The organism is Bordetella genomosp. 13, assembly GCF_002119665.1.
GTDB lineage: Bacteria > Pseudomonadota > Gammaproteobacteria > Burkholderiales > Burkholderiaceae_B > Bordetella.
Genome location: NZ_CP021111.1, coordinates 5,010,313 through 5,032,705 on the forward strand (window position 1 = coordinate 5,010,313; position 22,393 = coordinate 5,032,705).

Sequence of the window (22,393 nt, forward strand, 5' to 3'; positions counted from 1 at the left end):
ATTCACGCACCGGCGCATCCTGCATCGCATAAAGGCGCTCTCATGTCCGACTTCTTCGACACCCTGGAAACCCGCGATCCCGGCGAACGCGAACGCAGCCTGATGGCCGCCCTGCCGCAGGCGCTGGCGCGCGCGGCGGCCAGCGCTCCGGCCATCGGACGGCAGTTGCAGGGCATCGACCTGCAAAGCGTGGACAGCCGCGGCGCCCTGGCCAGGCTTCCCGTGCTGCGCAAGCACGAGCTGCTGCAGACCCAGCAGCAGAGCCGCGCCGGCAGCGATCCCGCGGGCGCCGCGAAGGCATTCGGCGGTTTCGCCGCCATCGGCTGGGGCCAGGCGCTGCGCACCTTCGCCTCGCCAGGCCCCATCTACGAACCCGAAAGCGGCCGCGCCGATTACTGGCGCTTCGCGCGTGCACTGTACGCGGCGGGCTTTCGTGCGGGCCAGCTGGCCTACAACTGCTTTTCGTATCACTTCACGCCGGCCGGTTCGATGATGGAGACGGCCGCGCATGCCATCGGCTGCACCGTATTCCCGGGCGGCACGGGCCAGACCGAGCAGCAGGTGCGCGCCATCGCGGACCTGGCGCCGCATGGATACGTCGGCACGCCGAGCTTCCTGAAGATCATCCTCGAGAAGGCCGACGAACTCGGCATCGCCCTGCCCTCGCTGCGCCACGCCCTGGTGTCGGGCGAGGCATTCCCGCCTTCGCTGCGCGACTGGCTGGCGTCCCGCGGCGTCGATGGCTATCAGGCATATGGCAGCGCGGACCTGGGCATGATCGCGTTCGAGACGCCTGCGCGCGAAGGCCTGGTGCTGGGCGAGGAACTGATCCTCGAGATCGTGCGGCCCGGCACGGGCGATCCCGTGCCCGAGGGCGAGGTCGGCGAGGTCGTGGTCACCACGTTCAATCCCGACTACCCGCTGGTGCGGTTCGGCACTGGGGACCTGTCCGCCGTGATGCCCGGCATGTCGCCGTGCGGCCGCACGAACACGCGCATACGCGGATGGATGGGCCGCGCCGACCAGACCACCAAGGTGCGCGGCCTGTTCGTGCATCCGTCGCAGGTGGCGGATGTGGTGGCGCGCCATCCCGAGATCCGCCGCGCCCGGCTGGTGATCAGCGGCACGGTGGGCGCCGACACCATGACGCTGAAGGCGGAGTCCGATGCCGCCTCGAGCGAACTGGCCGCGCGCGTGGCGCAGACGGTGCGCGAGGTGACCAAGCTGCGCGCCGAGGTGGAATGGGCCGCGCCGCAATCGCTGCCCAACGACGGCAAGGTCATCGACGACGTGCGCTCTTACGAGTGACGCCCGCGGGCATGCCGACGCGCCGCGGGCCATCGCGCTGATCGGGCCCTCGCGGCGCTGTCGACCGCCGGCTTGCGTTGCCGGCGGTTATCCCGCAACATCCGCTGGTCGCCCCTCACCCCATGTGTCCAGCCCTCATGTTTGTCGAAGCGGAATCCGATCCCGTCCTGCCCAAGGAACGTTTCAAGGCCCACGAGACGCGGCTGCGCACGGCGCTGCTGAAGGCGCAATATGACCTGCTGGGCCGGGCCGATCGCTCGGTGCTGATCGTGGTGGCCGGCATCGACGGCGCCGGCAAGGGCGCCACGATCAACCTGCTGAACGAATGGATGGACCCGCGCCACATTCACACGATGGCATTCGGCGAGCCCACCGACGAGCAGGCGCAGCGGCCGCCGCTGTGGCGCTACTGGAGCGAACTTCCCGAGAACGGCCGTATCGGCATCGTGTTCGGCTCGTGGTATCAGGCCCTGCTGCGCGAAGCCGCGCGCAAGCAGCCGAACGCGGACGCCATCGAGACGCTGGCCACCCACGTGCGCAGCTTCGAGGCCCAGCTGGCCGCCAACGGCGTGCAATTGGTGAAGCTGTGGTATCACCTGTCGCCACAGGCACAGGCCGAACGCACCAAGCGGCTGCTGTCCAGCCCCGAGACCTCCTGGCAGGTGACCGCCGACGACCGCAAGGTTGCCAAGAAGTTCGCGCGCCTGCGCTCGGCCGCCGAGGTGGCGCTGACCCATACCGACGTGCCGCATGCGCCGTGGACCATCGTGCCCAGCGCCGATGAGCACGTGCGCACGTACACCACCGCCGAGGCCCTGCTGCAGGCGCTGCGCCGGCGCAAACTGCCTCGCGTCGCACAGCCGCGCACGCCCGCCGTGGGACGCGCACGCACGCCCGATGCGCTGGGCAAGCTCGACTACGCGGTGCACGTCGACAAGGACGAGTACGACACCGAACTGGCCCTGCTGCAGGGCCGGCTGGCGCGGGCCTCGCGTTCGGGCGGGTTCCGCGAGCGCTCGTTGGTGCTGGTGTTCGAAGGCCAGGACGCGGCCGGCAAGGGCGGCGCGATCCGGCGCGTCACGCAGGCACTGGATGCTCGCCAGTTCGACATCACTCCGGTGGCGGCGCCCGCCCCGCACGAATTGGCGCGCCCCTACCTGTGGCGCTTCTGGCGCCGGGTGCCATCGCACGGCCGCATCGCCATCTTCGACCGGTCTTGGTACGGCCGGGTGCTGGTCGAACGCGTGGAAGGCTATGCCGCGCCGGACGCCTGGCGCCGCGCCTACGGCGAAATCAACGACTTCGAACAGCAGCTGGCGGACAGCGGCGCCATCGTGCTGAAGTTCTGGCTGGCCGTGACGGCCGACGTGCAACTCGAACGGTTCCGCGAGCGCGAAACCTCGCCGTTCAAGAACTTCAAGATCACGCCGGACGACTGGCGCAACCGCAAGAAATGGAAACCCTATGCCGAGGCGGCCAATGAAATGATCGCGCGCACCAGCACGCGCGACGCGCCCTGGCACCTGATACCGGCCAACGACAAGCGACATGCGCGGCTGCAAGTCCTGCGCCACGTCGTCGAGGCCATGGAAGCGCACATCTGAAACCTGTCGAGCACCTCATGTCGAACCTGCAGATACGACCCGCCACCTCCACCGACTTCGACGCGTGGCTGCCCTTGTGGAAGGGCTACCAGACCTTCTACCACACGGACATCGCCGACGCCGTCACCCGCACCACGTGGGAACGCTTTCTCGATCCGGCCCAACCCATGCACGCCGCGCTGGCCATGGAAGGCGGCCGCGCCGTGGGGCTGGTCCACTGGATCTATCATCGCTCCACCTGGACCGCCGGCGACTACTGCTACCTGCAAGACCTGTTCGTCGCGCCCGACGTGCGCGGCACGGGCGCCGGCCGCGCGCTGATCGAGCACGTGTACGCCGACGCGCAGCGCTGCAACGCGGCACGCGTGTACTGGCTGACGCACGAAACCAACCACACGGCCATGCAGCTGTACGACCGCATCGCCGACCGTTCCGGTTTCGTCCAGTACCGCAAGGTGCTGCCGTGACGCAGGGCCCGCACGCAAAGGCGCCGCGATGAGCGCGCGCGATCCCGACTGCCCGCTGTGCCAGCAGGACGGCGGTGAACTGCTCTGGCAGGGGCAGCACCTGCGCGTGATCGCGGTGGACGACGCCGACTATCCCGGCTTCACTCGCGTGGTATGGAACGGCCACATCCCCGAAATGACCAGCCTGTCGGCCCATGGCCGCGATTCGCTGATGCGCGCCGTGTACACGGTGGAACAGGTGCAGCGCGACGTGCTGCATCCCGACAAGATCAACCTGGCCTCGCTAGGCAACATGGTGCCGCACCTGCATTGGCACGTGATCCCGCGCTGGCGCGGCGACCGGCACTTTCCCGACGCGGTGTGGGCCGCGCCGCGCGTGGCCGCCGGCGCTGAACCGCCCGAGTGGCACGAGCGCCAGGCCCGCGTGTCGCAACTGCTGCCGCGCTACCGCGCGCGGCTGGTCGAAGCCATGGACGCGCTGCTGTGGCATTGATGCCGCGCCGAGTTGCGCAACGCCTGCACGCATGACCGGAGCAATCCCTTCCATGGCCACCCTCGGCATCCTGGCCGCGCTGCCGGACGAGATCCGCGACCTGCTGTACGAGATGGGACCGGCAGCGTCCACACGGCGCATCGGCATGCGCGACTACCACCACGGTGTGCTGTACGGGCGGCCGTGCGTGCTGGCGCTCACGCGCATCGGCAAAGTGGCGGCGGCCGCCACCACGGCCACGCTGCTGCGCGAGTTCGACGTCGACCGTGTCGTGTTCACCGGCGTGGCGGGCGGACTGGATGCCCGGCTGCGCGTGGGCGACGTAGTCGTGGGCAGCGCATTGGTGCAGCACGACCTGGACGCCAGCCCCCTGTTTCCGCGCCATGAAGTGCCGCTGCTGCAGACCTCGCGTTTTCCCGCCGATGAAGCGCTGGCCGGATTGCTGCATCGCTGTGCCGGCGAGTTCCTGGCGCAGCATGGCGGTGGCGCCGCCCTGCATCGCGGCCTGATCGCCACGGGCGACCGCTTCGTGCACGAGGCCGGCTTCGCGCGCGAACTGCGCGAAGCGCTACCCGAGGCCCTGTGCGTCGAGATGGAAGGCGCGGCCGTGGCTCAGGTATGCCACGAGTTCGGCGTGCCCTGCGCGGTGCTGCGCACCATCTCGGATTGCGCCGATCAGGACGCGCCAGTGGATTTCGCCACCTTCCTGCGCGAGGTGGCCAGCGTGTATTCGGCGGGCATCCTGCGGCGATTCCTGGCGGCATTGCCCGCCTAGGACATCGATGCGGCGGGCACGTGTGCCAAAATCCCGCCATGCCGACCGACAATCGACTCCTTGCCCAGACGCTGGCCGCGCACGCGGCTGAGCTTTCGCCTGATTGGCAACGCGTGCTGCTCGCGCCGGAGCCCGCGCAGGCCCTGAAGACCATCATCGCTTACATCGAGCAGCGCCTGTCCGACGGCGCCACGGTCTATCCGGCGCGGCCGCTGCGCGCGCTGGAAGCACTGGCGCCGCACGAGGTGCGGGTGGTGATCCTGGGGCAGGACCCCTACCACGGGCCGGGCCAGGCACAGGGCCTGGCCTTCTCCGTGCCCGACGATTGCAAGACGCCGCCCAGCCTGCGCAACATCCGCAAGGAGATCGCGCGCGACGAGCCCGGCAGCGCGGTCACGGGCAACGACCTGTCGGGCTGGCTGGCGCAGGGCGTGCTGCTGTTGAACACCTGCCTCACGGTCGAGGACGGCCAGGCGGCCGCCCATGCCAAGCGCGGCTGGGAGCTCGTGACCGACGCGCTGATCGCGGCGGTGGCCGCCGATGCGGCACCGAAGGTGTTCATGCTGTGGGGCGCGCATGCGCAGGCCAAGCGCGGCCTGATACCGGCCGAGGCCGGTCATCTGGTGCTGACGGCCAACCATCCATCGCCGCTCTCGGCCACGCGCGGCCCCGAGCCCTTCGTAGGCTGCGCCCACTTCCGCAAGGCGAACGACTGGCTGCGCGAACGCGGCCTGCCGCCGATCGACTGGTCGACCGGGCGCGGGGGTGTGCAGGGCGAATTGCCCTGCTGAACACGCGCGCGGCGCGCGCAAGCGGCCGTGCATGCCCGAAACAACAGTTATCGGGCTTTTCGGTTGCAAATGCTGCGCCAGGATGACACGACACGGATATTCGGGTTATCATTGACGCGCTGCACAAACTGATTCGGCATCTTTTCACGTTCGCGCCCAGCGCGACTTGCCAGCAGACAGCCAACTTGGCCCAAGACCGGCGCCCCTCTCCACGGGCCGGCACGACTGCCAAAAGGCCGATGCCGAACACATCGATTCCTGACCTCTTTCCTTTCGCCCCGCGTTCTCCCATTTGAGAACGCAATCCGCGCACGGTTGATTCGGTCGGCACGATGCTCCGTCAACCGCTGCCTGGATCCGGCCTCCTTCCCCTATCGGCCCGGCCATGCGCATATGCCGCCTTGCGCGGCAAGGGAAAGTAATGTCTTTCGCTGAACTGGGCCTTGCGCCCGCTATTCTGTCGGCCATCTCCGAAGCCGGCTTCTCCACCGCCACCAGCGTGCAGGCCGCCGCCATTCCGCAGGCGCTGGCCGGCCACGACCTGATGGTGTCCTCGCAGACCGGCAGCGGCAAGACCGCCGCCTTCATGCTGCCCGCGCTGCACCGCATCGCCCAGCAGACCGGCAACGGCGGCGTGGGCGTGCAGGTGCTGGTGCTGGCCCCCACTCGCGAACTGGCGCTCCAGGTCGCCGAAGCCACGCAGTCGTATGGCCGCAACCTGCCGGGCCTGCGCACCGCCACCGTGGTGGGCGGCATGCCCTACGGCGCGCAGCTCAAGGCGCTGTCGCGCCGCGTCGACGTGCTGGTGGCCACCCCGGGCCGCCTCATCGACCACCTGCAGGCGGGCCGCGTCAAACTGAACACCGTGCACACGCTGGTGCTGGACGAAGCCGACCGCATGCTGGACATGGGCTTCATCGAAGACATCGAGACCATCATCGGCCGCCTGCCGAACGAACGCCAGACGCTGCTGTTCTCGGCCACGCTGGACGGCACGGTGGCCAAGCTGGCCGCGCGCATGATGCGCGAGCCGCAGCGCATCGAGGTGGCCGGGCAGAAGGAAAAACACGCGAACATCACGCAGAGCCTGCTGTACGCCGACGACGCCGCGCACAAAATGCAGCTGCTGGACCACGTGCTGCGCGACGTGCGCCTGGACCAGGCCATCGTCTTCACGTCGACCAAGCGCGGCGCCGACGACCTGGCCGACCGCCTGTCCGAGCAAGGCTTCGCGGCCGCGGCGCTGCATGGCGACATGAACCAGCGCCAGCGCACGCGCACGCTGACCCAGCTGCAGCGCGGCCAGGTTCGCGTGCTGGTGGCCACCGACGTGGCGGCGCGCGGCATCGACGTGCAGGGCATCAGCCACGCCGTCAACTTCGACCTGCCCATGCAGGCCGAAGACTACGTGCACCGCATCGGCCGTACGGGTCGCGCCGGCCGTGACGGCCTGGCCTACACGCTGGCCACCCATGCCGAGCGCCACAAGATCCGCCGCATCGAGAACTACATCGGCCAGTCGATCTCGTCCGAAACCATCGCTGGCCTCGAACCCCAGCGCACGCCGCGTCCCGCATCGGGCGGCGGTTTCGCGCGCAACGGCAAGCCCGGCGGCGGCAAGCGTCCCGGCGGCTTCGGCGGCCCGCGGCGCGAAGGCTGGGTGCCGCGCGAAGGCGGCGCCCCGCGCGGCCCTCGTTCGTTCGACGGCCCTCCGGCCCGCGAATTCCGCGGCGAGCGTCCGGAAGGTGGCGCGCGCGAGTTCTCGCCGCGCCGCGAAGGCGGCTACGGCGAACGTCGTGAAGGCTTCAAGCCGCGCGGTGAAGGCTTCCAGCGCGAAGGCGGCTACGGCGAGCGCCGTGAGGGCTTCAAGCCGCGCGGCGAAGGCTTCCAACGCACCGGCGAAGGCTTCAAGCGTGAAGGCGGCTACGGCGAGCGTCGTGAGGGCTTCAAGCCGCGCGCTGAAGGTTTCCAGCGCACCGGCGAAGGTTTCAAGCGCGAAGGCGGCTACGGCGAACGCCGTGAAGGCTTCAAGCCGCGCGCTGAAGGCTTCCAGCGCACCGGCGAAGGCGTCAAGCGCGAGGGCGGCTACGGCGAGCGCCGTGAGGGCTTCAAGCCGCGCGGTGAAGGTTTCCAGCGCGCCGGGGAAGGCTTCAAGCGCGAAGGCGGCTACGGCGAACGTCGTGAAGGCTTCAAGCCGCGCGGCGCCGCCGGCCCCCGTCCCGCCGGCAAGCCCGGTCGCCGCGACTACGCGTAATTTCGCAGCGGCCGGCCGACACGGTCAGCGGCAAAGCCCCTAGGCGCCAGTTCATCGGCCCAGGGGCTTAATGAGATGGTCAGCCCGATCCCCACGAAGCGGTACGCTGAGTGGGGATTGTTCTTTCTGGGAGACCTCTCATGAGCACCGTCACGCTGATTGGCATCGATCTGGGCAAGCATAGCTTCCATCTGCACGGGCAGGACGTGACCGGCAGGATGGTGTTTCGCAAGAAGTGCTCTCGCCAACAACTGTTTACGTTGCTAGGTAATACGCCGGGCAGTACGGTGGTGATGGAGGCCTGCGCGGGAGCGCATTGGATGGCGCGCCGCATACAGGCGCTGGGCCATCGGGCCAAGCTGATCTCGCCGCAATTCGTGCGCCCCTTCGTGCAGGGCAACAAGAACGACTTCGCCGATGCGCAGGCGATCTGCGAAGCCGCCTCGCGCCCGAGCATGCGGTTCGTGAGCGCGCGCAACGAGGCACAGCAGACCGTCTCTGCGCTGCACCGCGTACGAGAGTCGCTGGTACGCGATCGCACCGGCGTGATCAACCAGGTTCACGCCTTCTTGCTGGAGTTCGGCATCAGCCTGCCGCGCGGGCAGGCAATCATCCGGCGCCTGCCTGCAGTGTTGGCCGGGCATGAGTTGCCGCCTCGGCTGGTGGCACTGCTTGAGCGGCTGCAAACGCATTTCAAGTATCTGGATGAGCAGATGGGCCAGATCGAACGTGAGTTGTGCCAGCAACTGCGCGAGGATGAACGCAGCCAGCGGCTGCTGGAGATACCCGGCATCGGGCCGATCACGGCGAGCGTGCTGATGACAGAACTGGGAGATGCGCAGCAATTTGGTTCAGCACGCCAGTTCGCCGCTTCGGTAGGCCTGGTGCCGCGGCAGTACAGCACTGGCGGCAAACCCACGTTGCTGGGCATCAGCAAACGCGGCGACAAGAACCTCAGGCGGCTGCTGGTGCAGGGCGCTCGAGCGATCATGCAACGCGTGCAACAGCGTACGGATCGGCTGGGTATCTGGGTGCGCGAGCTGCTGGCAAGACGCCACTCGAATGTCGTGGCCTGCGCGCTGGCCAATAAATTGGCGAGAATAGCCTGGGCCATCCTCGCCAATGGAACGAACTACCGAAGTGAGCAGGCTGTCAGCACAACCTGACCTTCATCACCGTTTTACGCAGTCACTTCCTGGTTTTGCGACGCGAGTACGTGAAGACATAAACGGCTCAACGGCCTGGCAAGAAACCTGGCAAAGAATCCAGCACCTGGATGCTGAGGGCTTTTTGAGGTTTGCCGGGCGCGACTCTCATCATGGAGCGGGGACCTGTCCCCAACCGACTCCGAATAGATTTGAGCAAGCCCAATTTACGCCAACACTTCCTCGCTTGCAAAAATCGGGCTGACCATAGATTTTCTTTGTTCGCACGGATTGCCATCGACGCTTCGACCTCGCCGTGCCATTACCCCTGGCGGCTGGCCGGCTCGCGGCGGTGAAGTCGGCTATCTGCTGCGACGCAGTCGATCGAGTTCGGCCCGGTTGCGGCGCGCCGCTTCTTCCTCGGCGTAGTCGCGCTCGCCGGGCTCATATGAGCCCTCGTGGATGCAGCTGCTTCGGCTCAACCTGCATTGGATGTCTACGCTGCTGCTGGGCGGCGCCGCCTCCGGTTCATCACTGCCGCCAAGCGTCGAGCACCCCGACACCAGCGTTGCGAAAACCAGCATCACGCCCCGTCGGGCCCACGTCTGTACCACCATACTGACCGTCCTGCAGAAATGCCATAGCCACCTTTATAGCAAACGCATGCGGCGAGTCTGCACACAGCCCCAGGCCCACCCCGTGCCGGCAAACCCGACAAGGCGCGCGGCGCGCCATCTTCACGCGATTTCACCGGCGTGCCGCGCGGGACGCCTCGCGATTTCGATTAGCATATCAACGCCTATCACCGCGCCTGGCAGGACCGCCACGGCGTCGTCAGGCACTCGACCCCTCCCCTTATCCGCATGACCCGCAACACCGCCAACCTGCCTCCTCTCGATCCCGATTCCCAGGCCCATAGCGAACGCGTCGCGCAGTCGCTACGCGAGGCGGTGCGCAGCGCAGGCGGGTGGCTGCCCTTCGATGCCTACATGGCCCATGCGCTGTATGCGCCCGGCCTGGGCTACTACACCGCCGGCGCGCAGAAGCTGGCTTCCAGCGACCAGGCTTCCGATGGACAGGAGCGATCGCCCGGTCTGCCGGCCGGCGATTTCGTCACCGCGCCCGAACTGACGCCGCTGTTCGCCCACACGCTGGCGCGCCAGGTGCGCCAGGTGCTCGACGAATCGGGCACGTCCGCCGTGCTGGAGTTCGGCGCCGGCAGCGGCGCATTGGCCGAAGGCGTGCTTGCCGAACTGGACCGGTTGGGCGTGGCCGCGCAATACCGCATCGTCGAGGTGTCGGCCGACCTGCGCCAGCGCCAGCAGGCGCGGCTGGCCGGCTATGGCGAGCGCGTGCAGTGGCTGGATGCCCTGCCCGATGCCTTCGAAGGGTGCGTGCTGGCCAACGAGGTACTGGACGCGATGCCGGTGTCGCTGTTCCGCTGGAGCGAGCAGGCGGACATACACGAACGCGGCGTGACGCTGGATGAGCAAGGCGGCTTCACGTGGGCCGACCGACCGGCGGGCGCGGAGCTGGCGCAGGCCATCACGCCGCGCATGCCCCCCTTGCCGGGCTACGTGTCGGAGATCAATCTGCAGGCGGAGGCCTGGGTGCGCGGCATGGGCTCGTGGCTGACGCGCGGCGCCGCGCTGCTGTTGGACTACGGCTTTCCCCGCCACGAGTACTACCATCCCCAGCGCGCGGGCGGCACGCTGATGTGCCACTTGCGGCACCACGCGCACGCAGACCCGTTCGTGGCGCCAGGCCTGCAGGACATCACGGCGCACGTGGATTTCACCGCCATGGCCGACGCCGCGCTGGCGGGCGGGCTGGACGTGCTGGGGTATACCTCGCAGGGACGGTTCCTGATGAATGCCGGGCTGCTGGACCTGCTGGCGAACCTGGATGCCGCCGATGCGCGCGCCTACGCGCAAGTGGCCGCGCCGGTGCAGAAGCTGCTGTCCGAAGCCGAGATGGGGGAATTGTTCAAGGTGCTGGCCGTGGGGCGGGATATGCCGGGGCCGTTGATGGGGTTTGCGCGCGGGGATAGGCGGGGTGGCTTGTAGGCGGCGCTGAGATTTTCGTTGGCCGGACGCCCGTATGTCCTGCGGTTCAACGCTCATGGCTCTGCTGCTGTGAACGCCACGACCACTTCTTCCGGGGTTTCGTCGAGCCGCTCGGCGACCAGAGCCGCCAACTGAAAATTCATGTCACCGACTTCCCTGAAGGATGCCTTCACAGGGATCTCCAGGTAGACGGCGTCGAAATCCGGCGATGGAATGGTGCTGCGCCGAGGACCGCTACCGATGACGGACAACTCATGAGCGCGCAGGACCTCCTCGGTCAAACCCAGAAGCTGGCTACTTTGCCGTTCCGTTGTCTGCGCAATGGGGTACATCTCGCGGCGAAACGCTGAGGTGGTCGATCGGGATGTCAAAGCGTAGGTCATATGACTGGCATGGATGCGGCGTCTGCCGAATTGCGGCTAGCCAAGCATGTCTTTGTAAGCCGAACTCTGCATTGCAACCCACTCAGTCGCGCAAATTCGGACGACCTCCCGCACTCACCCCAACACCCCCAACCGCGCCTCCCGCAACGCCGGCTTGATGCGCGCCGGATCGCCCGCGCATGCTTTCGCAATGGCGCCCGCATCCACGCCGCGCACGGCGTCCGTCCAGCCGCGCCATGCATCGATGTCCACCGTCGGCTCGACCACGGCCGCCGCGCGCAGCAAGGCCATGAACCGATCCGGCTTGCGCAGGGCATCGCAACGCTCGAGCACCGCCAGCCGGCCTTCGGGCTGGCCCGCGTCGGGCAGGCCGCGCAACATCTCGGGCAACAGCTTCGCCTGGTCGGCGCATTCGGTCGGCACGCGCAGGCGCCTGGCCAACGCCTCGCGTTCGGGCGACAGTCGGCACAACAGCGCATAGCGTCCCGGCAATTCGAGCCCGGCGTCGGCGGCGCGATCCACATCCGCGCCAGCCTGTTCGACCTCGGCCAGTTCAGGCATCACACGCGGCAGCGCACCCGATCGAGCCAGTACCTCGAGCATGCGCGACGGCTTGCCAGCCATCAGCCCGCGCGCCACTTCCTTCCAGACCCGCTCGGCCACCAACGCATCGGCCTCGCCGGCCTGCACCATCCGGCGGCACAGCGCCATGGTCTCGTCCGCCACCGAGAAGTCGCCGAAACGCGCGGCGAAGCGGGCCAGACGCAGGATGCGCACGGGGTCTTCCGCAAAAGCCTGGCCCACGTGGCGGAACACCCGGTCGCGCAGGTCGGCCGATCCATTCAGCGGATCGACCAGCTGGCCGTCCGCCGTGCGCGCCATGGCGTTCACGGTCAGGTCGCGGCGCAGCAGGTCCTGTTCCAGCGTGACGTCGGCGCCGGTATAGAAGGTGAAGCCCTGATAACCTCGGCCCGACTTGCGCTCGGTGCGGGCCAGCGCGTATTCCTCTTTGGTGCGCGGGTGCAGGAACACCGGGAAATCGCCGCCCACCGGCACGAAGCCGCGGCGCGACATCTCTTCGGGCGTGGCGCCCACCACCACCCAGTCGCGATCGCCGGCCGGCAGGCCCAGCAGTTCGTCGCGCACCGCGCCGCCGACCACGTAGGCCTGCAAGCCCTGGACGGCGGGATCGTCCATCACGGCAGCTCGGTGCGCGCCACCGGGCCCGTGGCGCCCACGCTGCCCAGCCGCGCCTTCAGCGACTGCGGCTGGCCGCTGAACAGCGCGGCGTAGTACGTGGCATTGGACATGACGTTCTGCACGTATTGCCGCGTCTCGGTGAACGGAATGGTTTCGGCGAAGATCGCGCCCTCGACCGGGTGGCTAAAAGTGGCGCGCCAGTTGATGGGGCGCCTGGGCCCGGCGTTGTACCCGGCGCTGGCCAGCAGCTGCGAGCCGCCCAGGTCTTGCAGCACCATGTTGAGGTAATTCGTGCCCAGCTCGGTGTTGACGTCGAAGTCGTGCACGCTGTCGGGCGTGAAGTCGTTCATGCCGATCTTGCGAGCCACCCACTTGGCGGTTGCGGGCATCAGCTGCATCAGGCCCGAGGCGCCCACGTGCGAACGTGCCTCCATCACGAAGCGCGACTCCTGCCGGATCAGGCCGTACACCCACGCCGGATCCAGGGCGATGGCGCGCGCCTTGGCGCTGACGCGGCCCTCGAACGGCGCGATGTAGCGCTGCGTGAAATCGAACTCCGCCTCGGTGCGGTCCGAGGTGTTGACCACTCGGTCGAACAACCCTTCGGCGCGCGCCAGCTCGGCGGCGGCCATCAGTTGCCGATCGGACATGCCGCGCAGCGAGAAATTCCATTCGGGCACCGCCTCGCCGCGCCAGCCGAGACGGAACAGGTGCACGGCGCGGATCAGGCCCGGGTTGGCCCGCGCCTGCGCCATCTCGGCATCGGTGACGGGCTGCGGCACGGGGGGCACGGTGATCTTGCGGCCCAGCTCCTCGGCCGCCAGCTGGCCATAGAAGTTGAACTGGTCGGCGATCGAAGCATAGCCCTGCCGAGCCTGCTCGCCGTGCCCCTGCGCGGCCAGGCCGCGCGACTTCCAGTAGACCCAGGCGGGCTCGGCCTGCTGCGCGGGCGACATCTGCGCGATGGAGGCCAGCACCCATTTCCAGTCGACCTTGGGCTCGCGCAGCGCGGCGCGCACGCGCCAGGCATGGTTGTAGGGCGTCATGCGCACGCTTTCGCCGGCCTCGCGGTACCAGCGATGCGCACGTTCGTCCAGGTTCAGGGCCGCGATCAGGGCGTACTGTGTGCGCACCCAGGCGACGTCCGCCTTGGGCAGATGGCTTTCCCATTCGCGGCGCAGGTAGGAATCCGCCACGGCGATGTCCGAGCGCGCCAGCCGGGCCAGTGCCAGCGTCACCAGCTCTTTCTCGTTGCGGCCGACGGGCGACTTGCTTTGCCGCACCAGCCACTTCATGGGGTCCTTCAGCAGGATGGCCAGCTGCTTGCGGTCATCGGCCTCGAAGATGTATTCGCCCAGCTTGTTGGCGTCGGCGAGGTCGTTGTCTTCGACGGCGTCGCGCACCTGGGGCTGGATGTGTTCCCATCCAAGCACGCGATCGGCCACCAACTGGTCGTACAGCTTCCAGCAGGCCGTGACGGGCTGGAAGACGGCCACGGCCTGCGCGGCCGTGGCGCGCTTGCCGGTCATGTGCTGGGCGTCCACCCGCGCGCATGCCACCTGGCTGTTTGGAACACGCGGCTCGCCCAGGTCTTGCACGGTTTCGAAATCGCCGCTGCGGGCGGCCACGATGATCCAGTCGGAGCGTAGCTTGTCTTCCAGGTAAGTGCCGGCGTTGGCCTGCAGGAAGCGCTGCAGCGCGGCGGTGGGCCGCTGGCCGCCGGGAGGGTTCCACAGCTGATAACGCAGGAGCCAGTATTGGGCGTAGATGCCCAGCGGATCGTTGGCGGCCTGCGGCGCGGCCATGCCCAGCGCCGACCACTGCTTGCGGTTCATGGCCTCGCGCGAGGCCACGACGGCCTGGCGGGCGGCATCGTTGGGCGAGGGAGGCAGGCCGGCCAGTTCGACGCGGGGCACGGAGATGGGCCGGGGCGTCTGCGCCTGGACCTGTGCCTGTTGCTCGAGGACGCCCGCGTTCGCGGCGGGTGTAACGGTGGCCACCGCATTGGCCGCGCCCATCGGGGCGTCCGCGCGCTGCTGCGCATCGACCGAGGAGCATGCCGTGGCCACCAGGGCCAGGGCCGGCAGCCAGCGCCTGAATGTGGAGGAGGAAGGGCAGGAAGGCGCCGCGTCCGGCGCACGCCGGACCGTCATTGTGGATTTCTGATAAGGTCCCGATTGACGATCCCGCTGCATAGCCCTTCCCGTGAATCCGCCGGACGCCCGCGACGGCCTCCGCGCAACGAACCGCCACGCCCCGCATGCCGATTCAAAACCCCGCACAGAATACCGCAGTCGCGTTGCGCGCGCGATTGCGACAGGCCCGGGCAGAACTGCCCGCCGACGCGCGCTCGCGCGGCGGACTGTTGCTGCGCGGACGTCTCTTCAGCTGGCTGAATGCGGCGCGACAGGCGGCCGCCGCTTCGGGACGCCGCCTGGATCGCGTGGCCGCCTACTGGCCCATGGCCGACGAACCCGACCTGCGCCCCCTGCTGGAACAATGGGTGCAGGCGGGCATATCGGTGTGCCTGCCCACCATTGCGGCCCGCAACCAGCCGTTGGTATTCCGCAACTGGACGCCGGAAGCCTCCCTGCGCGAGGGGCAGTACGGCATCCCGGAACCCGACGGCGAGCCCTGCGTGCCCGACGTGATCCTGGTTCCCACCCTCGGCTATACGGACGAGGCCGACCGGCTGGGCTACGGCGGCGGCTACTACGACCGCACGCTGGCCGCCCTGGCCTCGGCCGGCCATGACTACGTCTCCGTCGGCATCGCGTGGACCGAAGGCCGCCTGCCCGCCGAGTATCAACCGGCGCTGCACGACATGCGGCTGGACGCCGTGCTGACCCCTGACGGCTGGCTGCCGCGCGCGCCGCTGGATGCGGCGCCGGCGCCTGGGACGAGCGCAAAAGCGCAGTTCACATTGCGCTGAATCGCGCACCAAACCAAGGCAGCCGATTTCCGAAACGGTGCATCCGCGCACCCTTCCGCTCCCTCTCCTCCTCCATCTGCACCATGCTTGTGCCGGACGACATCCGGTGATGGCTGGCATGGGTGTTGCTAGGCATAATGCGTGAATGCAGACCGGGCCGGCAGCCCGGGCGCGGCCTGCCACCGCCGGGCGCGCATCGAAGGAGGAGCCATGCACGACGCTGCACCCCGCCCCCCCGCGGCCTACGACGAGATGCTCGATGGCCAGGGCAATGTGCGCCAGCATTACCGCGCCTATGCCGAATGGCTGGCGCGGCAGCCCGCGGACGTCATGGCGGCCCGGCAGCTCGAGGCGGACCTCAGCTTCCGCCGCGTCGGCATCACGTTCTCGGTGGCGGGCGATGCCGCCGGCACCGAGCGCCTGATCCCCTTCGACCTGATCCCCCGCATCATCCCCGCCGACGAGTGGCGGCGCCTGGACCAGGGGCTGAAACAGCGCGTGCGCGCGCTGAACATGTTCATCCACGACATCTACCACGGCCATGACATCGTGCGGGCGGGCGTCGTGCCTGCAGAGCAGGTGTTCCTGAACGCGCAGTACCGTCCCGAGATGCAGGACATCGACGTGGCCGAGGACATCTATTGCCACGTGGCCGGCGTGGACATCGTGCGCGCTGGCCAGGGCGAGTTCTATGTGCTGGAAGACAATCTTCGGGTGCCGTCGGGCGTGTCGTACATGCTCGAGAACCGCAAGATGTCGATGCGCCTGATGCCCGACGTCTTCTCGCGCGTGAAGGTCGAGCCGGTGGCGCACTATCCGGACCTGCTGCTGGATAACCTGCGCGAGGTCGCACCGCGCAACATCGAGGACCCCACGGTCGTCGTGCTGACGCCCGGCATGTACAACTCGGCGTACTTCGAGCATGCCTTCCTGGCCCAGCAGATGGGCGTGGAGCTGGTCGAGGGACAGGACCTGTTCGTCGAGCAGAACACGGTGTACATGCGCACCACGCGCGGCCCCCGGCGCGTCGACGTCATCTACCGCCGGCTGGACGACGACTTCATGGATCCGCTGTCGTTCCGCGCCGACTCGGTGCTGGGCGTGCCGGGACTGCTGTCGGTGTACCGCGCCGGGCGCATCACGCTGGCCAACGCCATCGGCACGGGCATCGCCGACGACAAGTCGACGTATCTGTACGTGCCCGACATGATCCGCTTCTACCTCAACGAAGAGCCGATCCTGTCCAACGTGCCCACCTGGCAGTGCTCGCGGCCCGACGAGCTTTCGCACGTGCTGGCCAACATGCACGAGCTGGTGGTGAAAGAAGTGCATGGCGCCGGCGGCTACGGCATGCTGGTGGGCCCCTCTTCCACGAAGGCGCAGATCGAGGCCTTCAAGGATCGCGTACGCGCCAACCCGGCCAACTACATCGCCCAGCCCACGCTGGCGCTGTCCACCATTCCCACCTACGTCGAGTCGGGCGTGGCGCCGCGCCACGTCGACCTGCGGCCCTACGTGCTGTGCGGCAAGGACATCCGCACCGTGCCGGGCGGGCTGTGCCGCGTGGCGCTGGTAGAGGGGTCGCTGGTCGTCAACAGCAGCCAGGGCGGCGGCACCAAGGACACGTGGGTACTGGAAGACTGAGAGGCCGATGACATGCTGAGCCGCACCGCAGACAATCTCTTCTGGATGTGCCGCCACATCGAGCGGGCCGAGAACACCGCGCGCATGCTGGACGTCAACCTGCAGATGTCCCTGCTGCCGCAGGACGCGCAGACGCTCGAGGGCTCGTGGCGCGCCGTGCTGCGCATTTCCGAGCTGCAGCGCGGCTATGACGCGCGCTACGGCGGCGTCACGCCGCAGGACGTGCTGCACTACATGGTGCGCGAGGCGCAGAATCCCTCGTCGATCTATTCGTGCCTGCGCGCCGCGCGCGAGAACGCCCGCGCCGTACGCGGCAGCCTGACCACCGAGGTCTGGGAAACCTACAACACCACCTGGCTGGACCTGCTCAAGCATCTGGACCAGGGCCTGCCCGAGCGCAACCCCGGCGAGTTCTTCGAATGGGTGAAGTTCCGCTCGCACCTGGCGCGCGGCGTGACGCTGGGCACCATGCTCGAGGACGAGGCGCTGTACTTCCTGCGCATCGGCATGAACCTCGAACGCGCCGACAACACCGCGCGCATGCTGGACGTGAAGTTCCACGAGCAGGACGACGAGCCGGGCGCCCGTGCCGACCCTGCCCCGGACAACGGCCTGTACAGCGAGTTCTACCGCTGGTCGGCGCTGCTTAGCTCGGTGTCGGGCCTGGAAATCTACCGCAAGGTGTACCGCGACGTGATCGCGCCCGACCGTGTGGCCGAGCTGATGATCCTGCGCGGCGACATGCCGCGTTCCCTGCTGTCTTCCGTGCGCGCGGTGTCGGAAGACCTGGCCCGCGTCTCGAACGGCCGCTCGGCCGAGACCGAGCGCCGCGCGGGCATGATGCGCGCCGAGCTGGAATACGGCCGCGTCGAGGACATCCTGCGCGGCGGCCTGCATCGCTTCCTCGAGCGCTTCCTGGCCCGCATCAACGACCTGGGCAACCGCATCAGCCAGGATTTCCTGGTGCCGCTGTCGGCCTGACCGGAGAGCCCGCATGAAGCACCTGATCAAGCACACGACCCGCTACCGCTATACCGCGCCGGTCAGCTACACCATCCAGACCCTGCGCCTGACGCCGCGGTCCGACGACCACCAGCGCACGCTGCGCTGGCACATCGCCGCGCCGGGGCCGCTGGAACAGCAGGTGGATGCCTACGGCAACGTCACGCACACGCTGGTGCTGAACCGGCCGCACACCGAGATCGAGATCCGGGTCACGGGCCAGGTCGAGATCGATCCGCTGCGGGACGGCCAGGTGCGCGGAGAGGAAAGCCGCCTGCCGGTGCATGCCTATTGCGTGCCCACGCCGCTGACGAAAAGCGACGAGACCATCGCGCAGTTCTGCCGCGAGGCCGTGCCCGGGGGCCTGAAGCAGCCGCGGGACCTGTTGACGCTCGCGGAGGCCATCTGCGCCCGCGTGGCCTACGAGCCTGGCATCACCGACGTGACCACCGCGGCCAGCGAAGTGCTGGCCCTGGGCCATGGCGTGTGCCAGGACCACGTGCATCTGTTCCTGGCCTGCGTGCGCGGCCTGGGGGTGCCCGGCCGCTACGTCAGCGGCTATTACTACACGGCCGGCGAAGTGGCCGCCAGCCATGCCTGGGCGGACGTGTGGCTGCCGGATCCGGGCTGGATCAGCGTGGACGTCACCCACCGCGAATTCGCATCGGACGGCCATTGCCGGCTGGCCGTGGCGCGCGACTACGACTCGGCCTCGCCCGTGCGCGGCGTGCGCAACGGCGGCGGCGACGAGTCCATGAGCGTCTCGGTCCAGATCGACGTCCGGCAGCAATAACGCCGTCAAACCGCCGGTATCCAATGCCGGCACGCCCCCGCCTCCACGGAGAGCCTTGTGACCATCCACGTAGCGCTCAAGCATGTGACGCAGTATCGGTACGACCGCCTGGTCGGGTTGTCGCCGCAGGTACTGCGGCTGCGCCCGGCCCCGCACTGCCGCACCCGCGTCCTGTCGTATTCGTTGACGGTCGAGCCGGCCGACTACTTCCTCAACTGGCAGCAGGATCCGTTCGCGAACTATCTGGCGCGGCTCACCTTCCCGGGAAAAACGCGCGAACTGAAGATTACGGTGGACCTGGTGGCCGAAATGGCCGTCTACAACCCCTTCGACTTCTTCCTCGAGTCGTCGGCCGAAAACTACCCGCTGCAGTACGACGAGAACCTCGCGCACGACCTGGCGCCCTACCTGGCCCGCGAACCGGCTACCCCGCGCTTCGCCGACTTCCTGGCGAGCGTCGATACGCGCGAGCAGCGCACCGTCGACTTCCTGGTCGAACTGAACCGCCGGGTTCATAAAGAGGTCCGCTACCTCATCCGCATGGAGCCCGGGGTGCAGACGCCGGAAGAAACCCTGGCGCGCGGCGCGGGCTCGTGCCGCGACTCGGGATGGCTGCTGGTGCAGGCGCTGCGCCACCTGGGACTCGCGGCGCGCTTCGTGTCCGGCTACCTGATCCAGTTGACGCCCGACGTGAAGTCGCTGGACGGCCCCAGCGGCACGGAGGTCGACTTCACCGACCTGCATGCCTGGTGCGAGGTGTTCCTGCCCGGCGCGGGCTGGATCGGCCTGGATCCCACCTCGGGCCTGATGGCGGGCGAAGGCCACATCCCGCTGGCCGCCACGCCCGAGCCCGGCAGCGCCGCGCCGGTGACGGGGGCCGTCGAGGAGTGCGAGGTCGAGTTCGGCCACACAATGGAAGTGACGCGCATCCATGAGTCGCCGCGCGTCACCAAACCTTATGACGCCGAGCAGTGGCAGGCCATCAAGGACCTGGGCCATCGCATCGACGACGATCTGGATCGCCATGACGTGCGCCTGACGCAGGGCGGAGAACCCACCTTCGTGGCCACCTCCGACCGCGATGCGGCCGAGTGGAACACCGCCGCGCTGGGTCCGACCAAGCGCGGCTACGCCACCGAGCTGGTGCAGCGGCTGCGCGAACGCTATGGCGCCAATGGCTTCCTGCATTTCGGACAGGGCAAGTGGTATCCGGGCGAGCAACTGCCGCGCTGGGCGCTGTCGGTGTACTGGCGCGAGGACGGGCAGCCCTGCTGGAACGACCCGTCGCGCTTCGCCGACGAGCGCACGCCGGGCCGCCATACCGAAGCGGACGCCCGGCGCTTCATCCTCGAGCTGTGCGCGCGGCTGGGCCTGGCCTCCGACTACGTGCAGCCCGGCTATGAGGATGTCTTCTATTACCTGTGGCGCGAGCGGCGCCTGCCGGTGAACGTCGATCCGTTCGACGCGCGCCTGGACGACGAATTGGAACGCGACCGCTTGCGGCGCGTGTTCGCGCAGAAGCTGGACAAGGTGGTGGGCTATGCCCTGCCCATCAAGCGCGGCGATGGCCCGGCGCTGGGCGGGCCGGCCTGGATCACGGGGCCGTGGTTCTTCCGCGATGAGCGCATGTACCTGTTCCCCGGCGACTCGCCGATGGGCTATAGGCTGCCGCTGGATTCGCTGCCCTGGGTGTCCGAGACGGACCGGCCGCTGCAGGTCGAACGCGATCCGTTCGACTCGCGTCGCGGGCTGCCCGGACCCGCCGAATTGCGGCCGCAATCGCGCGGCGCGGTGGCGGTGGCTGGACGGCCCGGCGCGGCAGGCGCCATCCCGCCCGGCGGCGATAGGGCCGGGGCGATCGCCGGCGCGGGCTCCGGCTCCGCGGTGGGCAACGGCCGCTCCGCCATGGCGGGCGCCGGCGCAGATGATGCACATGCCGTTCCCCTGGAACGCCGCCCCGACCGCTTCGAATCGGCCTCGTGGATCACCCGCACCGCGCTGTGCACCGAAGCGCGCAACGGCGTGCTGTACGTCTTTATGCCGCCGTTGCAGCGCGTGGAAGACTACCTGGAGCTGCTGGCCGCGGTGGAAGCCACCGCCGCCGCCCTGGACATGCGCATCGTGCTGGAAGGCTACCAGCCGCCGCGCGATCCGCGCCTGAAGATGCTGCAGGTCACGCCCGATCCGGGCGTCATCGAAGTCAACATCCATCCCGCCTCGAACTGGGACGAACTGGTCGATCACACCGAGTTCCTGTACGAGGCCGCCTACCAGACGCGGCTGTCCACCGAGAAGTTCATGGTGGACGGCAAGCACACCGGCACGGGCGGCGGCAATCACTTCGTGCTGGGCGGCAAGACGCCGGCCGACAGCCCTTTCCTGCGCCGCCCGGACCTGCTGGTCAGCCTGCTGACGTACTGGATCAACCACCCGTCGCTGTCGTATCTGTTCTCGGGCCTGTTCATCGGGCCCAGCAGCCAGGCGCCGCGCGTGGACGAGGCGCGCAACGACCAGATCATCGAACTCGAGATCGCCATCCAGGAGATCCGCAAACAGTGCGCCGAGCGGGGTGGCCAGGTGCCGCCCTGGCTCATCGACCGCGCGCTGCGCAACATCCTGGTCGACGTCACGGGCAACACGCATCGCGCCGAGTTCTGCATCGACAAGCTGTATTCGCCGGACAGCAGCACCGGACGCCTGGGCCTGCTCGAGCTGCGAGCCTTCGAGATGCCGCCGCACGCGCAGATGAGCCTCGCGCAGCAGCTGCTGCTGCGCGGCCTGCTGGCGCACTTCTGGAAGACGCCCTATACCGCGCGCCTGTCGCGCTGGAACACCGCCCTGCACGACCGCTTCATGCTGCCGACCTTCGTGCGCATGGATTTCGAGGACGTCATCCGCGACCTGAACGAGGCGGGCTACGCCTTCGACGCGGCATGGTTCGCGCCGCACTTCGAGTTCCGCTTCCCGCTGTACGGCGACATCGCCGCGCGCGGCATCCACCTGGAACTGCGCGGCGCGCTGGAGCCGTGGCACGTGATGGGCGAGGAAGGCGCGATCGGCGGCACGGTGCGCTACGTGGACTCGTCGCTGGAACGCCTGGAGGTGCGCGTCTCGGGCCTGAACGACAGCCGCCACGTTGTCACCGCCAACGGACGGGCGCTGCCGCTGCAGCCCACCGGCCGGGCGGGCGAGTACGTGGCCGGGGTGCGCTACAAGGCGTGGGCGCCGCCCTCGGCGCTGCATCCCACCGTGGCCGTGCACGTGCCGCTGGTGTTCGACATCGTCGACACCTGGTCGCAGCGATCGTTGGGCGGATGCCAGTATCATGTCGAGCATCCGGGCGGGCTGAACCCGGGCGTGCTGCCGGTCAATGCCTACGAGGCCGAAAGCCGGCGGCTGGCGCGGTTCCAGAGAATGGGCCATACGCCGGGACGCCTGAACCCCGAACCGGCCGTGCCGGGCCGCGAGCTTCCGTTCACGCTGGACTTGCGGCGCGATTGATCCGGCCCGGGCGCGCGCCCGGGTGGCCGACCTAC

17 protein-coding genes are annotated in these 22,393 nt (G+C 68.5%); 14 read left to right on the forward strand and 3 right to left on the reverse strand.

Annotated elements, in window-relative coordinates:
* The first annotated feature begins 42 nt into the window (after nucleotides 1-42).
* The 9 genes from CAL15_RS22620 (at nucleotide 43) to CAL15_RS22665 (ending at nucleotide 10,903) form a co-directional block, all read left to right on the forward strand.
* A complete protein-coding gene (locus tag CAL15_RS22620) occupies nucleotides 43-1,308 on the forward strand; it encodes a phenylacetate--CoA ligase family protein (RefSeq protein ID WP_086080553.1) in 1,266 nt (421 codons plus the stop codon).
* A 137-nt stretch (nucleotides 1,309-1,445) separates the two neighbouring features.
* Entirely contained in the window at nucleotides 1,446-2,912 is a 1,467-nt protein-coding gene (pap, locus tag CAL15_RS22625; protein WP_086080554.1) for a polyphosphate:AMP phosphotransferase, read from the forward strand.
* 17 nt (nucleotides 2,913-2,929) lie between these two features.
* Nucleotides 2,930-3,379: a GNAT family N-acetyltransferase gene (locus CAL15_RS22630; protein ID WP_086080555.1), complete on the forward strand. Its 450-nt coding sequence runs from the start codon at nucleotides 2,930-2,932 to the stop codon at nucleotides 3,377-3,379.
* Between the two features lie 28 nt (nucleotides 3,380-3,407).
* Nucleotides 3,408-3,872: an HIT family protein gene (locus tag CAL15_RS22635; protein WP_086080556.1), complete on the forward strand. Its 465-nt coding sequence runs from the start codon at nucleotides 3,408-3,410 to the stop codon at nucleotides 3,870-3,872.
* Nucleotides 3,873-3,924: 52 nt separating this feature from the next.
* Nucleotides 3,925-4,647, forward strand: a complete 723-nt coding sequence (locus tag CAL15_RS22640; protein ID WP_086080557.1) for a 5'-methylthioadenosine/adenosylhomocysteine nucleosidase — start codon at nucleotides 3,925-3,927, stop codon at nucleotides 4,645-4,647.
* 38 nt (nucleotides 4,648-4,685) lie between these two features.
* Entirely contained in the window at nucleotides 4,686-5,438 is a 753-nt protein-coding gene (locus CAL15_RS22645) for a uracil-DNA glycosylase (RefSeq protein ID WP_086080558.1), read from the forward strand.
* 385 nt (nucleotides 5,439-5,823) lie between these two features.
* Complete coding sequence (locus CAL15_RS22650) at nucleotides 5,824-7,692, forward strand: DEAD/DEAH box helicase (RefSeq protein WP_086080559.1); 1,869 nt, start codon at nucleotides 5,824-5,826, stop codon at nucleotides 7,690-7,692.
* A gap of 140 nt (nucleotides 7,693-7,832) precedes the next feature.
* The gene (locus CAL15_RS22655; RefSeq protein ID WP_086080560.1) at nucleotides 7,833-8,858 is read left to right on the forward strand and encodes an IS110 family transposase; all 1,026 of its coding nucleotides are present in this window, start codon (nucleotides 7,833-7,835) and stop codon (nucleotides 8,856-8,858) included.
* An 842-nt stretch (nucleotides 8,859-9,700) separates the two neighbouring features.
* A complete protein-coding gene (locus CAL15_RS22665; RefSeq protein WP_086080562.1) occupies nucleotides 9,701-10,903 on the forward strand; it encodes a class I SAM-dependent methyltransferase in 1,203 nt (400 codons plus the stop codon).
* Nucleotides 10,904-10,956: 53 nt separating this feature from the next.
* Here the strand turns inward: CAL15_RS22665 and CAL15_RS22670 are convergent, their stop codons facing one another.
* From CAL15_RS22670 to CAL15_RS22680, 3 genes are all read right to left on the reverse strand, one after another.
* Nucleotides 10,957-11,286, reverse strand: coding sequence for a hypothetical protein (locus CAL15_RS22670; protein ID WP_086080563.1), 330 nt, complete (start codon nucleotides 11,284-11,286; stop codon nucleotides 10,957-10,959).
* A gap of 114 nt (nucleotides 11,287-11,400) precedes the next feature.
* On the reverse strand, nucleotides 11,401-12,483 hold the full coding sequence (locus CAL15_RS22675; RefSeq protein ID WP_086080564.1) for a CCA tRNA nucleotidyltransferase: 1,083 nt from the start codon (nucleotides 12,481-12,483) through the stop codon (nucleotides 11,401-11,403).
* A complete protein-coding gene (locus CAL15_RS22680) occupies nucleotides 12,483-14,681 on the reverse strand; it encodes a lytic transglycosylase domain-containing protein (protein WP_086080565.1) in 2,199 nt (732 codons plus the stop codon). The genes CAL15_RS22675 and CAL15_RS22680 overlap by 1 nt, the downstream gene beginning before the upstream one ends.
* A 65-nt stretch (nucleotides 14,682-14,746) precedes the next feature.
* Here CAL15_RS22680 and CAL15_RS22685 point away from each other — a divergent pair, with 65 nt between their 5' ends.
* From CAL15_RS22685 to CAL15_RS22705, 5 genes are all read left to right on the forward strand, one after another.
* Complete coding sequence (locus CAL15_RS22685; protein ID WP_086080566.1) at nucleotides 14,747-15,418, forward strand: 5-formyltetrahydrofolate cyclo-ligase; 672 nt, start codon at nucleotides 14,747-14,749, stop codon at nucleotides 15,416-15,418.
* A 210-nt stretch (nucleotides 15,419-15,628) separates the two neighbouring features.
* Complete coding sequence (locus CAL15_RS22690) at nucleotides 15,629-17,062, forward strand: circularly permuted type 2 ATP-grasp protein (protein WP_086080567.1); 1,434 nt, start codon at nucleotides 15,629-15,631, stop codon at nucleotides 17,060-17,062.
* Between the two features lie 12 nt (nucleotides 17,063-17,074).
* A complete protein-coding gene (locus tag CAL15_RS22695; RefSeq protein ID WP_086080568.1) occupies nucleotides 17,075-18,043 on the forward strand; it encodes an alpha-E domain-containing protein in 969 nt (322 codons plus the stop codon).
* Between the two features lie 13 nt (nucleotides 18,044-18,056).
* The gene (locus CAL15_RS22700) at nucleotides 18,057-18,857 is read left to right on the forward strand and encodes a transglutaminase family protein (RefSeq protein ID WP_086080569.1); all 801 of its coding nucleotides are present in this window, start codon (nucleotides 18,057-18,059) and stop codon (nucleotides 18,855-18,857) included.
* Between the two features lie 57 nt (nucleotides 18,858-18,914).
* Nucleotides 18,915-22,358, forward strand: a complete 3,444-nt coding sequence (locus CAL15_RS22705; protein ID WP_086080570.1) for a transglutaminase family protein — start codon at nucleotides 18,915-18,917, stop codon at nucleotides 22,356-22,358.
* Nucleotides 22,359-22,393: the final 35 nt, after the last annotated feature.

What these genes read in the sequence shown, in the direction of transcription:
- CAL15_RS22620 (WP_086080553.1), top strand. Translation starts at nt 43, where the DNA reads ATGTCCGACTTCTTCGACACCCTGGAAACCCGCGATCCCGGCGAACGC.
- pap (WP_086080554.1), top strand. Translation starts at nt 1,446, where the DNA reads ATGTTTGTCGAAGCGGAATCCGATCCCGTCCTGCCCAAGGAACGTTTC.
- CAL15_RS22630 (WP_086080555.1), top strand. Translation starts at nt 2,930, where the DNA reads ATGTCGAACCTGCAGATACGACCCGCCACCTCCACCGACTTCGACGCG.
- CAL15_RS22635 (WP_086080556.1), top strand. Translation starts at nt 3,408, where the DNA reads ATGAGCGCGCGCGATCCCGACTGCCCGCTGTGCCAGCAGGACGGCGGT.
- CAL15_RS22640 (WP_086080557.1), top strand. Translation starts at nt 3,925, where the DNA reads ATGGCCACCCTCGGCATCCTGGCCGCGCTGCCGGACGAGATCCGCGAC.
- CAL15_RS22645 (WP_086080558.1), top strand. Translation starts at nt 4,686, where the DNA reads ATGCCGACCGACAATCGACTCCTTGCCCAGACGCTGGCCGCGCACGCG.
- CAL15_RS22650 (WP_086080559.1), top strand. Translation starts at nt 5,824, where the DNA reads ATGCGCATATGCCGCCTTGCGCGGCAAGGGAAAGTAATGTCTTTCGCT.
- CAL15_RS22655 (WP_086080560.1), top strand. Translation starts at nt 7,833, where the DNA reads ATGAGCACCGTCACGCTGATTGGCATCGATCTGGGCAAGCATAGCTTC.
- CAL15_RS22665 (WP_086080562.1), top strand. Translation starts at nt 9,701, where the DNA reads ATGACCCGCAACACCGCCAACCTGCCTCCTCTCGATCCCGATTCCCAG.
- CAL15_RS22670 (WP_086080563.1), bottom strand. Translation starts at nt 11,286, where the DNA reads ATGACCTACGCTTTGACATCCCGATCGACCACCTCAGCGTTTCGCCGC.
- CAL15_RS22675 (WP_086080564.1), bottom strand. Translation starts at nt 12,483, where the DNA reads ATGGACGATCCCGCCGTCCAGGGCTTGCAGGCCTACGTGGTCGGCGGC.
- CAL15_RS22680 (WP_086080565.1), bottom strand. Translation starts at nt 14,681, where the DNA reads ATGCAGCGGGATCGTCAATCGGGACCTTATCAGAAATCCACAATGACG.
- CAL15_RS22685 (WP_086080566.1), top strand. Translation starts at nt 14,747, where the DNA reads ATGCCGATTCAAAACCCCGCACAGAATACCGCAGTCGCGTTGCGCGCG.
- CAL15_RS22690 (WP_086080567.1), top strand. Translation starts at nt 15,629, where the DNA reads ATGCACGACGCTGCACCCCGCCCCCCCGCGGCCTACGACGAGATGCTC.
- CAL15_RS22695 (WP_086080568.1), top strand. Translation starts at nt 17,075, where the DNA reads ATGCTGAGCCGCACCGCAGACAATCTCTTCTGGATGTGCCGCCACATC.
- CAL15_RS22700 (WP_086080569.1), top strand. Translation starts at nt 18,057, where the DNA reads ATGAAGCACCTGATCAAGCACACGACCCGCTACCGCTATACCGCGCCG.